The organism is uncultured Nitrosomonas sp., assembly GCF_902826915.1.
Classification (GTDB): Bacteria; Pseudomonadota; Gammaproteobacteria; order Burkholderiales; family Nitrosomonadaceae; genus Nitrosomonas.
In genome coordinates this window covers 1-14,009 of sequence record NZ_CADEGP010000071.1, presented here as the reverse complement: position 1 = coordinate 14,009, position 14,009 = coordinate 1, and the positions used below count along the sequence as shown (strand labels likewise).

11 protein-coding genes are annotated in these 14,009 nt (G+C 43.8%); 7 read left to right on the top strand and 4 right to left on the bottom strand.

Translation table 11 applies throughout. From position 1 onward, the window contains the following. Positions 1-187: 187 nt before the first annotated feature. Positions 188-703 carry a lipocalin family protein gene (locus tag QZV86_RS11500; protein ID WP_295628128.1) on the bottom strand — a complete coding sequence of 172 codons (516 nt, stop codon included), beginning with the start codon at positions 701-703 and terminating at the stop codon, positions 188-190. A 1,071-nt stretch (positions 704-1,774) separates the two neighbouring features. Between QZV86_RS11500 and QZV86_RS11495 the strand changes: the two genes are divergently transcribed. Further along, positions 1,775-1,987, top strand: a complete 213-nt coding sequence (locus QZV86_RS11495; protein ID WP_295628125.1) for a C4-dicarboxylate ABC transporter — start codon at positions 1,775-1,777, stop codon at positions 1,985-1,987. Between the two features lie 117 nt (positions 1,988-2,104). Here the strand turns inward: QZV86_RS11495 and QZV86_RS11490 are convergent, their stop codons facing one another. Both QZV86_RS11490 and acs read right to left on the bottom strand, forming a co-directional pair. Next, positions 2,105-3,073, bottom strand: a complete 969-nt coding sequence (locus QZV86_RS11490) for an MBL fold metallo-hydrolase (RefSeq protein WP_295628122.1) — start codon at positions 3,071-3,073, stop codon at positions 2,105-2,107. A gap of 50 nt (positions 3,074-3,123) precedes the next feature. After that, a complete protein-coding gene (gene acs / locus QZV86_RS11485) occupies positions 3,124-5,094 on the bottom strand; it encodes an acetate--CoA ligase (RefSeq protein ID WP_295628119.1) in 1,971 nt (656 codons plus the stop codon). Positions 5,095-5,366: 272 nt separating this feature from the next. Between acs and rimP the strand changes: the two genes are divergently transcribed. From rimP to truB, 5 genes are all read left to right on the top strand, one after another. Beyond that, on the top strand, positions 5,367-5,795 hold the full coding sequence (gene rimP / locus QZV86_RS11480; RefSeq protein WP_366925700.1) for a ribosome maturation factor RimP: 429 nt from the start codon (positions 5,367-5,369) through the stop codon (positions 5,793-5,795). A 23-nt stretch (positions 5,796-5,818) separates the two neighbouring features. Further along, positions 5,819-7,291 (top strand): transcription termination factor NusA, encoded by a 1,473-nt coding sequence (nusA, locus tag QZV86_RS11475; protein WP_295628114.1) that lies wholly within the window; start codon positions 5,819-5,821, stop codon positions 7,289-7,291. Positions 7,292-7,378: 87 nt separating this feature from the next. Beyond that, positions 7,379-10,036, top strand: a complete 2,658-nt coding sequence (infB, locus tag QZV86_RS11470) for a translation initiation factor IF-2 (RefSeq protein ID WP_295628111.1) — start codon at positions 7,379-7,381, stop codon at positions 10,034-10,036. A 20-nt stretch (positions 10,037-10,056) separates the two neighbouring features. Beyond that, positions 10,057-10,440, top strand: coding sequence for a 30S ribosome-binding factor RbfA (gene rbfA / locus QZV86_RS11465; RefSeq protein WP_295628108.1), 384 nt, complete (start codon positions 10,057-10,059; stop codon positions 10,438-10,440). A 42-nt stretch (positions 10,441-10,482) separates the two neighbouring features. Beyond that, entirely contained in the window at positions 10,483-11,442 is a 960-nt protein-coding gene (gene truB, locus QZV86_RS11460; RefSeq protein WP_295628105.1) for a tRNA pseudouridine(55) synthase TruB, read from the top strand. A 13-nt stretch (positions 11,443-11,455) separates the two neighbouring features. Here truB and rimO read toward each other — a convergent pair whose 3' ends face one another. Continuing rightward, positions 11,456-12,823: a 30S ribosomal protein S12 methylthiotransferase RimO gene (gene rimO, locus QZV86_RS11455; RefSeq protein ID WP_295628102.1), complete on the bottom strand. Its 1,368-nt coding sequence runs from the start codon at positions 12,821-12,823 to the stop codon at positions 11,456-11,458. 477 nt (positions 12,824-13,300) lie between these two features. On the opposite strand from rimO, the gene QZV86_RS11450 reads away from it, so the two are divergent. Continuing rightward, the gene (locus QZV86_RS11450) at positions 13,301-13,900 is read left to right on the top strand and encodes an IS30 family transposase (protein WP_295628099.1); all 600 of its coding nucleotides are present in this window, start codon (positions 13,301-13,303) and stop codon (positions 13,898-13,900) included. Positions 13,901-14,009: the final 109 nt, after the last annotated feature.

Genomic DNA, 14,009 nt, shown 5'->3' with positions numbered 1-14,009 from the left:
TCGGCAGTACTTCCCCAAAAACAGGGACTTCACCACTATTACACAACAGGAAATGAATACAGCAATGGAAAGATTGAACAATCGACCTAGAAAACGGCTTGGATACCAAACACCTAATCAGGTATTCTTAAAATCAGGCGTTGCACTTCATATTTGAATCGGCAAAATATCAATCCAACGGATTGATTCAATTTTGTTCTGGGAAGATCAACTGATCGGTTGCAAAACCCAATGCATTGGATTGTTGCACAAACCGATGGATCAATTCTTCGCTAACCGTGGGCGTCCTTGCTAACAACCATAGATACGATTTGTCATAGCTGGTCACAAAAGCGTATTGATAGTTTTCCTGATCGAGATCAAACACGATATACGCGCCATAAAAAGGGCCAAAGAAAGAAACCTTCAAGTATCCTTCTTGTTGCTTTCTCACGAAATAAGCCTTGCCCTCCACTTCTTTCCATTTATTTTTCACTTTCGAAAAACCTTTATTGATGACCTTGACTCCGCCGTCGTCTCGCAGAGAATACTCCGCGGTTACCCGATCGAGTCCGTGTTCAAATGAATGATCAAGCCGGGCGATTTCATACCACTTGCCCAAATATTTATCGAGTTCAAATCCGTCAACCGGTGCGATATCCGATGGTATCGATAGGCACCCGATTAGTAGAAAGCTGAGAAAAAAACTTGAAAGTAAACGCATTTTTAGACACTCATGATGTCGTTAATTCCGGGTAATCAGTATATATCTTTGCGCATACAAATATATAATGTCGCCGGATCGGGTTGATTGAGCGCTGTGCCCGCTTTGATCCGCGTCGGCAATCGGGGTTTACCAAGAAACTGGTACCGGAAACTACTGCATCCACTTTCCTGTAGCGAAATCCCTATCCGCTTCCTCGCCAAGCATAACCCAAATTACTAATCAATATGCCTTTATAATCTTGGCGAATGGGCGTCATGACATCGCCACTTTGTTGCTGGTAAAAATCACTGCGTAACACATGCAGATAAAAGTAAAAACCCGATCGGATCGCTATCGATCATGCTGTTGTAGCTGTTCAGCAAAATAAAACCTAGTTCCTTCCAGAATGCCGAACTTCCTTCGATCGCCCTGGTAGCTTCTGCAATAATTGATCCAGCACTTGCTTCTGGGCATAATATTCAGCTATTAACGGCTCATCCCCTGCATGGCAGCGAGTAAGCGACACCATGAAAATGCGACTTGGCACATTCAGCACGCCTAACCTTAATGGCGTATAAACATAGCCATTAATTTAGTGAATAGAACACGTAAATCCGTTAAATAACCCCAAGAACCGTACACCATGATTCGCTATAAAAACCAATAACAACTACTGTTTGCTATGCTCCACCTGGGACAATTCTTGATTCTGGTAATTGCTGGATGAGACTGAGTGACAGCACCCCTGGGAAAATTACCATAAGACGTTACACAACATAAGCCCTCCCTATAAAAATACCCGAATATGGGTATTGGTACAGTTATCATAAAAAGTGAGACCTTTGCAAAATTCAACGAATCCAGCGAATTTTACAAAGATCTCTGTATTTTTCTACTCGATTCTCGTATTTCTACAAAAATAATAATTCGTTATTTTTCAATATTATAAGAAATATATTACATTTCTGAAAAAAGAATGTGAATTAAGCGTGAAATATATGTGAACTTTTTGTGAAGCAATGTCTCGTATGATTACGATTACAAAGTTATTTTAAATAACTTGAATAAACCCCAGTCAAGGAGATTTTTATGAAAACAAGTCATATTATCATTTTGTCAGCATTAGTTATCAGCGGTACTTTCTTTGGCGTTCTATCGCTGTATGAATTGCCAGGAATTGTTATGGAATGGACTATTTCGGATGTAATTCTCGCAGCTTACGCGAATTATTTGGTGATTGCCATGGCACATGGCACATTAAAAACCAAGGAGCACCATTCGACAGAAACAATTCTTGCATAAAATTTTCTAATCTAAATGGAGTTAATGCGAACATTTCAATCGCATTAACTCTATTTTATTATTCATGAATTGCAGAAAACTATTTTTTGTAAATACAAGTGGTAACGGACACACACGCTATAAACGTTTAAATCGCTCTACCGGATGATCGAGCCAATGAATCAATCCCTGTGCATTCAACCGGATATCCGAGCTCAGGAGTTCATCGATCTCAACTTGCGGTAATCGGCAGCCATGCTCCGATAATCGTTGTAATAATAATTTACTCAAAGCATCTGAAATAACAGATTGCCGATTCGTTTCATCATGCTTTACAACCTGAGCAATCTCCACATGCGCATCAATCAAGTCATGCATCGATTTCGCGTGATGCGCTAAGTTAGCGATTTGACTATAATGTGTCAGATAAGCATAGCGCGGCTGATATCCCATGACGCGATCGATTGAGGCATGCGCTGCTACCGGATCAAATTGCACCGGTGAAGTGGTCGGAAATACAAATTCCAGCCCATTGACATCGAATTCACGATACGAAACACCGAACGTGTCACCGGTGAAAAAAGACTGACTGCGTTCGTCATAAATGCAATTATGATGACGTGCATGACCAGGCGTATCGAGAAATAACAATGAGCGGCCATTCAGATCAATCCGGCTTTCATCCGGTGCTTCAATAATCCGGTTCGCGTCAATCGGATAAATCTCACCATACACGCGCCTAAATTCCGCTTCCCCATAAACACCTATTGCGCCTGCGACCAGCCGCGCGGGATCAACCATATGACTCGCACCACGCGGATGAACAACCAGCCTGGCATTCGGGAACAGACGCATGCATTCACTAGCACCACCGGCATGATCAAGATGAATATGCGTCAAAATTACGTAGGCCAAGTCTTCAGTGGCAATATTCTTATGCTTGAGCGCTGCGACCACGCCTGGAATAGAAAAGGACGTACCAGTATCCACCAGCGCGGCCACTCCCTTTTCTACAATCAGGTGTATCGCTGCCCGCCTAGGACGATGAAACTGAGCATCAATAGCACTAATGCCATATTCATAATCGGTAATAAGTGGTAGTGACATATCTCTCCGGTTTTTCGAAACCTTTTGTTCGGATCATGCGATTTTTAAAGTTATTTTGATGGATATTTTAATTGTTCAAGAATGGCCGGATTCTCCAGCGTGGAGATATCCTGGGTAATTTCTTCGCCCTTAGCAAGCGTACGTAATAGCCGACGCATAATTTTACCAGATCGAGTTTTCGGTAGATTTTCTCCAAAACGAATTTCATCCGGCTTGGTAATCGGACCAATCTCTTTGGCCACCCACTCACGCAAGGTATGGGTAATTTGCGCAATTTCCTCTCCCTGCGGATAGTGGCCTTTCAGCACCACAAAAGCTATCACAGACTCCCCTTTGATTTCATGCGGCTTACCAACCACGGCAGCCTCTGCAACTAATGGATGCGCTACCAACGCTGATTCAATTTCCATCGTCCCCAACCGGTGCCCGGATACATTTAACACATCGTCGGTGCGTCCCATGATCCAGAAATAGCCATCCGCATCACGATATGCAGAATCACCCGCCAGATAATACTTGCCGTGCCCCATATCCTCCGGGAAATAGGTCTTTTTGAAGCGTTCGGGATCACGCCAGAGGGTACGCACCTGCGAAGGAAAAGGTTTTTTGATCACCAGAAAACCGCCCTTTCCATTTTCAACATCATGTCCAATTTCGTCGACTATCGCCGCAAAAATACCTGGTAAGGGAAAGGCACATGAACCCGGCTTGAGCGCAACCGCACCCGGTGCTGGTGCAATCATATGACTGCCTGTTTCTGTTTGCCACCAAGTATCAACGATCGGACAACGCGACTGACCTACTTTTTCGTAAAACCACATCCAGGCCTCCGGATTAATCGGCTCGCCGACCGAGCCCAGCAATCGCAACGATGAAAGCTCATATTGTTGTGGCAGATCCGCACCCAACTTAATCAATGAGCGAATTGCGGTGGGTGCCGTGTAAAATGTTGTAACTTTGTGTTTCTGTATAATTTCCCAAAAACGCCCGGCATTAGGATAAGTTGGTATCCCTTCAAAAATTACCTGGGTAGCACCCATCGCAAGAGGCCCATAGGCCACATAACTGTGGCCGGTAATCCAACCGATATCCGCAGTACACCAAAACACATCCGTAGGTTTATAGTCAAAAATCCATTGCATACTTTCTTTGATTCCAAGCAAATAACCCGCACTGGAATGTTGAACACCCTTAGGTTTGCCGGTGGATCCGGATGTATAGAGCGTAAACAATGGATGCTCAGCGCCCACCCATTCGGGATCGCATTGGGAACTGGCATTTTCCGTCAACTCATGCCACCAGACATCACGCATGGGATTAAATCGAATATCAGCGCCTGTTCGTTGATAAACTACAACCAATCGAACAGAAATCGGGTCAGTCATACTCATGGCTTCATCAACAATTGATTTGAGCGGATTGCGTCTACCACCGCGCACCTGTTCATCGGCCGTAATAACGGCTACAGCATCGGCATCGTGGATACGCTCATGCAGACTTTTAGCTGAAAACCCACCAAATACCACCGAATGAATTGCACCAATACGTGCGCAGGCTTGCATCGCAACAACCGCTTCAATACGCATCGGCATATAAATGATAACGCGATCACCTTTCTTGATATTTTGCGATTTCAATGCATTGGCAAGCTTACAAACACGTTGATGAAGATCATGGTATGTCGAGCGTATAACTTCTCCTTCATCGGATTCAAAAATGATAGCGACCTTATCGGCTTGCGTTTCTAAATGCCGGTCAAGGCAATTATATGAAACGTTTAATATGCCATCACTAAACCATTGGAAAAATGGCGCCTCTTGATCATTCAACACCTGCGTAAAAGACTTATGCCATACGATCTGTTCCTGCGCCCGTTTTGCCCAGAAATTTAAATAATCCTGCTCTGCTTCCGCACATAAAGCTTGATATGCCTGAAAACTGGGTAAATTGGCTTTGCTGGCAAATTCTTTTGAAGGTGGAAAAACTCGGGGTTCGTTTAATATTGATTCAATGGTCGGCATGCTTAATCTCCAGTGCTAATCAGCTCAATATACTGGATCAGGATTGTACCACTGGCACTCAATAGATATGGAATTCTTATTTCGAAAGTAGGCGAATCAAGCGGATAGCCACACAAAAAGGCTGAAAGCAGAAACACGGATAGAAACGTCGGAAATCGCTAAGGCATTGCCCTTTTGCGAAGTTTATATTCCATATTTTATAAATATTTGTTAAAATTGGCTTAGTAGATGCGATGGGCTTTTTCGGCCCATTTTTTATTTGTGGTGGAGCTATGGCACTGGAAGAATTACTGGAATCGACTCTGAATGGTTTGGGTTATGAGTTGGTCGAAGTGGAACGATCAGCACACAACAAATTGCTAAGAATATTTGTAGATAAAGTTGGAGGTATTGGCATTGATGATTGCGTGACCATCAGTAACCATTTGAGCCGATTACTAGCAGTTGAAAATATTGATTATGGCCGATTGGAGGTTTCGTCACCAGGATTAGATAGGCCTTTACGAAAAGAAACAGATTTTCTTCGGTTTAAAGGAGAAATAGTAAAATTAAAGTTGCGCGTTCCTTTAGAGGGTCAAAAAAATTTTGTAGGGATTTTACGAGAAGTGGATAATGGCACAATAAAACTTGAAATCGAAGGAAAATTATTAGACCTTGAATTAAGTAACCTTGGAAAAGCTCGTTTGGTTCCAAAATTGTAGGATAAGGATTTAACTGGAGAATTATGAGCCGCGAAATATTACTGTTAGTTGATGCATTAGCGCGCGAAAAAGCAGTTGAAAAAGAAATTGTTTTCACAGCTTTGGAGCTTGCATTATCATCCGCCACCAAGAAACGGTTTCAAGAAGATATTGAAGCTCGCATTGCAATCGATAGAGAAACAGGGAATCATCAATCTTTCCGCCGCTGGCTGGTTGTAGACGACGATTCCGTGGAAGATTCAGCGCGCCAGATTGCTTTAAGTGATGCCATACAAACGGATGCCGATATCCAAGTTGGTGATTATCTTGAGAAACCACTGGAACCGATTGAATTCGGGCGTATCGGAGCACAAGCAGCAAAGCAAGTAATTTTCCAGAAAATTCGTGAAGCTGAACGCGAACAAACGTTGAATGATTTTCTTGAAAGAGAAGATTATTTAATTAACGGCACAATCAAGCGCATGGAACGCGGCAATGCCATTATTGAATCTGGAAAAATCGAGGCGGAATTACCACGCGACCAGATAATACCAAAAGAAAACCTGCGCGTCGGTGATCGCGTACGCGCCTATTTATACAAAGTTGATCGTGCCGCCAGGGGACCGCAATTAAAACTTTCACGAATTTCCCCCGAATTTCTGATGAAATTATTTGAGTTAGAAGTTCCAGAGATTGAAGAAGGTTTATTGGAAATTAAAGTAGCCGCGCGCGATCCCGGGTCGCGCGCCAAAATCGCTGTCAAATCAAACGATCAACGTGTTGATCCAATTGGAACTTGCATAGGTATGCGCGGATCCAGAGTGCAAGCAGTTATTAGCGAACTGGCAGGTGAGCGTGTTGATATCGTACTGTGGTCCGATGACCCTGCCACTTTTATTATTAATGCACTGGCGCCCGCAGAAATCAGCAGTATTATGGTTGATGAAGAAAGACACAGCATGGACATTGTAGTCGATGATGATAACCTGGCACAAGCTATTGGCCGAGGTGGACAAAATGTACGTTTAGCTTCCGAATTAACGGGCTGGGAGATCAACATCATGACCGTAGAGGAATCAAAAACCAAGCAGGAGCAGGAAACGTCACAAATCTATCAGCTTTTTATGCAAAAATTGGATGTTGATGAAGAAATCGCAGAAATACTTGTGCAAGAAGGTTTTGTTTCGCTTGAAGAAGTAGCTTATGTCCCATTAAACGAGATGCTGGAGATCGAATCATTAGACGAAGAAACAGTCAATGAAATAAGAAATCGAGCACGTAATGTACTATTAACAGACGCTATCGCTAACGAAGAAAAAGTCGAACATGTTGCTGAAGATTTGCTTTCAATCGAAGGAATGGATATCGATATTATTCGAGAATTAGCAGCAAAGGGCATCATTACCCAATCTGATTTGGCTGATTTAGCTGCTGATGACTTAGTTGAGATGACTGGTATTGATATTGAACGTGCAAATCAATTAATTATTAAAGCACGTGAACCATGGTTTACTTGATTTTAATAACTGGCTAATAATAGATTAGCCGATTTATTCATTTTATAGTGGAACCTGTCTGTAGTTTTGATTGTTGGAAGGTTATAAATGGCTCAAATGAGTGTGGAACAATTTGCGAATGAACTGGGTTTGCTACCGGCAGTACTGCTGGAGCAACTTAAGGCTGCCGGTGTAAAAAAAATGCTGGCAGAAGACAGTTTGACTGAGCAAGATAAAGCTCTGTTACTTGATTATCTAAGAAAAACACACGGTACAACTGAGACCAAAAACAAAGTTACTCTGACACGCCGACAAACCTCCGAGATTCGAAAATCTGACAGTACTGGCCGAGCACGGACCATTCAAGTAGAGGTTAGAAAAAGACGCGTCCTGACAAAACCAATGATGGTTAGCGATGCTGACACTATACCGGCAACAGCAAGCAAACCAACGGATGTTACCAATCAAGCAACTACAGGATCCGTCATTGATGAAGATCAATTGGCTTTGCGCAATGAAGAAGCAAGAAAACAAGCGGAGCTAATTGCACGCCAAGCTGAAGAAGTAAAGCAAAAAAGGGCGCGGAAAAATACAGAAACGACTGATCTTGCACAAAAGAAAACTGTCGAAGCAGAAATAATTACTGAAAAGAACCCGTCAACAACCATACCACAGTCTTCAGGTACTACTCAGCCAATAAATGGTGTGCACCCAATTACTGCCAAGAACAATGAAACTGAGCAACAGAGCAATATAGATTCACAATCCAGCTCGACTGACGGAACATTACATAAACCGGCAGTAAATCCTGAAGAAAAAGCAGATAAGAAAAAGAAGCAAACCAAGCAGCAAGTCGTTTGGAAAGATGAAAATACCAAGAAACGAGGTGTTAAAACCCACGGTGATCCTGGCAGCGGACAAGGTTGGAGAACCCGTAGAGACAAGCATAGCAAGCCTACACATGCAGAAGATCAGAATATTCATGGCTTCTCCGCTCCGACGGAACCAATTGTGCGCGATATTATGGTGCCGGAAACCATTTCCGTGGGTGCACTTGCGCAGAAAATGTCGGTTAAAGCTGCTGACGTTATTAAGGTATTGATGAAAATGGGCAGCATGGTGACAATCAATCAAATGTTGGATCAAGACACTGCAATGATCGTCGTGGAAGAAATGGGGCATATTGCAAAATATGCCGAATTGGATAGCCCAGAGAGTTTCCTCGCTGACCGTGAATCTACAGTAATTGAAGCAGAGCTAGTTGCGCGCGCTCCTGTAGTTACTGTTATGGGGCATGTTGATCATGGAAAAACTTCATTATTGGACTACATCCGTCGCACGCGTGTTGCTGGCGGTGAGGCTGGTGGCATTACCCAACATATCGGCGCTTACCATGTAGAAACTGATCACGGCATGATTACTTTCTTGGACACACCCGGTCATGAAGCATTTACCGCAATGCGTGCACGCGGCACAAAAATTACCGATATTGTCATTCTCGTAGTCGCCGCAGATGACGGTGTTATGCCTCAAACTATTGAAGCTATACATCATGCAAAAGCGGCAAAGCTGCCCATCATTGTGACAATCAACAAGATTGACAAGCCTGACGCAAACACTGAACGCATTCGACAGGAATTAATTGCCCACGAGGTTTTACCTGAGGAATGGGGTGGCGATACAATGTTCGTTGAAGTTTCGGCTAAAACAGGGAAAGGTATTGACACCTTATTGGAAACCATATTATTACAAGCCGAAGTATTGGAGCTTAAAGCGCCAGTTAACACCCCTGCTAAAGGCGTCGTGATTGAATCACGCCTGGATAAAGGGCGTGGACCCGTCGCTACAATTCTGGTGCAATCAGGAATGCTAAAGCGTGGCGATGCTCTGCTGGCTGGTGCAGTGTTTGGCAAGGTGCGGGCCATGACCGATGAAAACGGCAAAACTATTAAGCAAGCAGGAACATCTATTCCAGTTGAAATTCAGGGCTTATCCGAAGTTCCTGAAGCTGGCGAAACAGTTCTTGCGTTGGATGATGAGAAAAAAGCGCGAGAAATCGCATTATTCCGTCAAGGTAAATACCGGGATGTCAAACTTGCAAAACAACAGGCCGCAAAACTTGAAAGCGTTTTTGATCAGCAAGACGATGTAAAAATTCTATCCTTGATCGTCAAAGCTGACGTTCAAGGATCTTGCGGAGCGTTGGCATATTCTATACAGAAGCTTGCAACTGATGAGGTTAAAGTTAACATCATCCACAGCGGAGTGGGCGCAATTATTGAATCAGATGTCAATCTATCAATAGCATCAAAAGCTGTAATTATCGGTTTTAATGTTCGCGCAGATGCAGGCGCGCGCAAATTGATAGCCGCCAATGATGTCGACGTGCGGTATTACAACATTATTTACGAAGCGGTCGACGAAATAAAAGCCGCACTCTCAGGCTTGATGTCACCTGAACGTAAAGAAAATATTCTAGGTCTGGTTGATATTCGTGAAGTCTATCGTATACCTAAAGTAGGCGTAGTAGCCGGGTGTTATGTATTGGATGGTATCGTCAAAAGAAATTCATTAGTCAGAATAGTGCGAGATGACTTGGTAATTCATAGCTGCGAGCTCGATTCACTGAAGCGTTTTAAAGATGATGCTAAAGAAGTCAGAGAAGGCTTTGAGTGCGGCTTATCGCTCAAGAATTTTAATGATATTCAAGTAGGTGACCAACTGGAAGTCTATGAAATTGTCGAAACTGCACGCTTCCTATCGTAAGTGTTTATACAACATAAAGCATGTCTAAAGACTTTTCCCGTAGTTTACGTATTGCCGATCAAATACAGCGCGAGTTAGCGGATTTAATACAAAATGAAATTAAGGATCCGCGCGTCAAACAAACCACCATCACGGCTGTCGAAGTAACTCGTGATTATAGTCATGCCAAGATTTTTTACACCACATTAGTTCATCGGGATGAAAACTCTCTAGTAGAAGAAGGCTTAGAGCACGCTAAAGGTTTTCTGCGCTCAAATTTATCTCACCGCATGAAACTGCGACTTGTCCCACAGTTACATTTTGTTTATGATGAATCAGTTGAACGTGGTTTTCGTTTATCAAAATTAATCGACGAAGCCGTTGCCCAAGATAAATCACTTCATCCAACAGATTCAGATAACTAATCAATTTCAGTTGATTTACACATTAATACCCCATCAAGTAGCTTGATTAAGCCCAAGAAACGTAACATTAGTGGTGTTTTATTATTGGACAAACCCTATGGGATTTCATCCAATAAAGCATTGCAAACTGCAAAACAATTATTTGTTGCTGCCAAATGCGGGCATACTGGGACTCTGGATCCCATGGCAACTGGATTACTTCCCGTTTGTTTCGGCGAAGCCACCAAATTCTCATCGATATTGCTAGGCGCTAGCAAAATCTATGAAGCAACATTAAAACTCGGTTTCATGAGCACAACCGGTGATGCGGAAGGCGCAATCAGTCAGACTGCAGCAACTGTTCCGAATCCAACATTCACACAATGCCAACAAACACTGACGCAATTTATCGGCAGAATCAAACAAATGCCGCCCATGTTCAGCGCACTTAAACATCATGGTAAGCCGCTCTATTGTTATGCTAGAAATGGCGAAGTCATTGAACGTCAAGCACGTGAAATAGTCATCTACGAGATTCAAATTCAATCACTCAATCACAATGAATTACAGTTACGCATTCAATGCGGCACTGGCACTTACATTCGGGTACTTGCTGAAGATATTGGCAAAGCAATGGGGTGCGGCGGCGCTTATTTGACTGGCTTACGCCGTACAGCGATAGATCGTTTTGATTTATCACAAGCATATTCCTTAATCGCACTTGAAAACATGAGTCTATCCGAACGGAACAATTCTTTATTACCCATTGATTATTTACTATATGGTTATCCGTCAATCACTTTAGATCGATTGAACGCATTGCATATTCAGCAAGGCCGCAATATTTTATGCCCGGAAAACATCAGTGGAATGATGAAGGATGGAAAACTGGTTCGATTGTATTCCGAGCAGCATCAATTCTTAGGGTTGGGTGAAATTACAATAGAACAAACAATCACAGCGAAGCGATTGCTTTCAGACTCCTATTTACTGGAATACGCCACACAAAATTTCTCCGGGTAATATAAAAAACTTCCTATTTCGAACCGCTGCTATGATGCGAAGGATCGCGATTTAACGTGACGGCAAACAAATCATGAGCATCCGAACCAGTAATTTGGACTTCAATGAATTCACCTGGCAGCAGGTGTTCAGCTTTTTCCACATAAACCAATCCATCAATTTCCGGTGCATCCGCGCTACTCCGTGCAATCACTTGGCTCTCAGTTAATTCGTCAATCATGACCGTCATTGTATGACCTACTTTCGCAGCTAATCGTTGACGACTGATCTCTTCCTGTTGTTGCATGAAACGCACTCGACGATCTTGTTTAATTGCCTCGGGTATATGATCAGGCAATTGATTGGCAGCAGCACCTTCAACGGGAGAATACGTAAAACAACCGACGCGATCCAATTGCGCTTCCTGCAAAAAAGCTAAAAGATCTTCAAATTCCGCCTCGGTCTCACCCGGAAAACCGACAATGAAGGTGCTTCGCAATGTGATATCAGGGCATATTTCCCGCCATTGTTGAATTCGAGCCAAATTATTCTCAGCACTTGCGGGCCGTCTCATCGTTTTGAGAATGCGCGGATTTGCATGCTGAAACGGCACGTCAAGATAAGGTAATATTTTACCTTCGGCCATCAGCGGAATCACCTCATCCACATGTGGATATGGATAAACATAGTGTAGCCGCACCCACACTCCCAACGACCCCAAAGCTTGTGCAAGCTCGGTCAAGCGTGTTTTCACCGGTCTCCCCTGCCAAAAACCAGTACGGTATTTCACATCCACACCGTAAGCGCTGGTATCTTGCGATATGATCAACAACTCTTTAACACCAGCATTTACCAAGTGTTCGGCTTCCTGCAACACCTGATGAATCGGACGGCTAACCAAGTCACCGCGCATTGATGGGATAATACAAAACGTGCATCGATGATTACAGCCTTCGGAAATTTTCACATACGCATAATGTCTCGGTGTCAGACGGATTCCCTGCGGAGGTATCAAACTGATATAAGGATCATGGGGTTGTGGCAAATGCGCATGTATGGCGGACATGACTTCTGGCAACGCATGCGGCCCGGTAACCGCCAACACCTGTGGATGCACTTTTTTGACAACATCTCCATCTTCTTTTGCACCGAGACAACCTGTCACGATCACTTTGCCATTCTCTGCCAAAGCTTCGCCAATGGCATCTAGCGATTCTTCAACAGCGCTGTCAATAAACCCGCAAGTATTGACCACAACTAAATCGGCATCTTGGTATGATGCCGATATTTCATAGCCTTCAGCCCGTAACTGAGTCAAAATTTGCTCTGAGTCGACCAACGCCTTTGGACACCCCAGAGAGACAAAACCAATTTTTTGCGAAACCTGCTTAGCTGACGACATAAAATAATTATTTGAAGATGGTTATTGTGAAAACCTTAGATTGTATCTGAATACGGTTCCAAACAATTCTTTTCTGTTGACCAATAATGGAACAGTGGAAAACCGAATTACTATCGATCAGCGTCAGCAGATTCTTCCTGGCCGGAAGTCGTTAATCCTCAGTCCGGTGCAGCTCTACAAATACCAGAATTTGGCTTCAATTCGTCACACTCCTCTCGATACAAACTTGGCACACAACGCTGCGATCCATTTCCATATTTTCCCTCGCAGCACTTTGCATTGATATTTAGCAACCCGAACAGCAAGATGAATAACATATCATAAGAACTTTGTACGGTTAAAGTCATTTTCAGGTGCGGATGATGATGTAATAATAGGCGGATTCAAGTTTGAAGTGCAATTTTGAATAACACAGGTCCTGGGGGTTGGATGCGGTAGCATCTGAGCCTTTTTGACCAGCCAGTCGAAATTGCAAAGATGAACTACACACACCTAACCCGAGAAGAACGATACCAGATATACGCCTTGAAGAAAGCGGGACATTCACAAAGCGAGATCGCCACCGTCATCGACCGAAGCGTATCAACTATCAGCCGAGAGTTGGCTCGTAACTGCGGGGCGCGTGGCTATCGCCCCAAACAGGCGCATAACAAAGCAGTCGAGCGGAAAGCCATCAATGCGCGGGCGATAGACGATGCAACCTGGCAGTTTGCGCAAGAGAAACTCATGCTGCAATGGAGCCCAGACCAGATCAGCAACTATGCGGATATCAGTATTGAGACGGTGTACCAGAGGGTTTATGCCGACAAACGAGACGGTGGCATTCTTTGGAAGAATCTGCGCTGTCAGAAGCAGTGTCGGAAGCGTTATGGCAAGACAGATCGGCGCGGCATCATCCCCAACCGCCAATCCATTGAGCAACGTCCGGCTATCGTCGATGCTAGAAGTCGTATCGGCGACTGGGAAGCAGATACCATCATCGGCAAGAACCACCGGCAGGCCATCGTCAGCCTGGTCGAGCGAAAGACGGGGGCATACGATTACTTCCGACAACGGGCGGGAATTCGCCGGATTTGATGAGATCAGCAAACAACTGGATGCGGACTTCTATTTCGCCCACCCTTACGCTTCATGGAGCTATGATTATTTCTGGTGTATGACAAGTGAGGAGAAAGCGGTGTAGCCT

What these genes read in the sequence shown, in the direction of transcription:
- QZV86_RS11500 (WP_295628128.1), bottom strand. Translation starts at nt 703, where the DNA reads ATGCGTTTACTTTCAAGTTTTTTTCTCAGCTTTCTACTAATCGGGTGC.
- QZV86_RS11495 (WP_295628125.1), top strand. Translation starts at nt 1,775, where the DNA reads ATGAAAACAAGTCATATTATCATTTTGTCAGCATTAGTTATCAGCGGT.
- QZV86_RS11490 (WP_295628122.1), bottom strand. Translation starts at nt 3,073, where the DNA reads ATGTCACTACCACTTATTACCGATTATGAATATGGCATTAGTGCTATT.
- acs (WP_295628119.1), bottom strand. Translation starts at nt 5,094, where the DNA reads ATGCCGACCATTGAATCAATATTAAACGAACCCCGAGTTTTTCCACCT.
- rimP (WP_366925700.1), top strand. Translation starts at nt 5,367, where the DNA reads ATGGCACTGGAAGAATTACTGGAATCGACTCTGAATGGTTTGGGTTAT.
- nusA (WP_295628114.1), top strand. Translation starts at nt 5,819, where the DNA reads ATGAGCCGCGAAATATTACTGTTAGTTGATGCATTAGCGCGCGAAAAA.
- infB (WP_295628111.1), top strand. Translation starts at nt 7,379, where the DNA reads ATGGCTCAAATGAGTGTGGAACAATTTGCGAATGAACTGGGTTTGCTA.
- rbfA (WP_295628108.1), top strand. Translation starts at nt 10,057, where the DNA reads ATGTCTAAAGACTTTTCCCGTAGTTTACGTATTGCCGATCAAATACAG.
- rimO (WP_295628102.1), bottom strand. Translation starts at nt 12,823, where the DNA reads ATGTCGTCAGCTAAGCAGGTTTCGCAAAAAATTGGTTTTGTCTCTCTG.
- QZV86_RS11450 (WP_295628099.1), top strand. Translation starts at nt 13,301, where the DNA reads ATGAACTACACACACCTAACCCGAGAAGAACGATACCAGATATACGCC.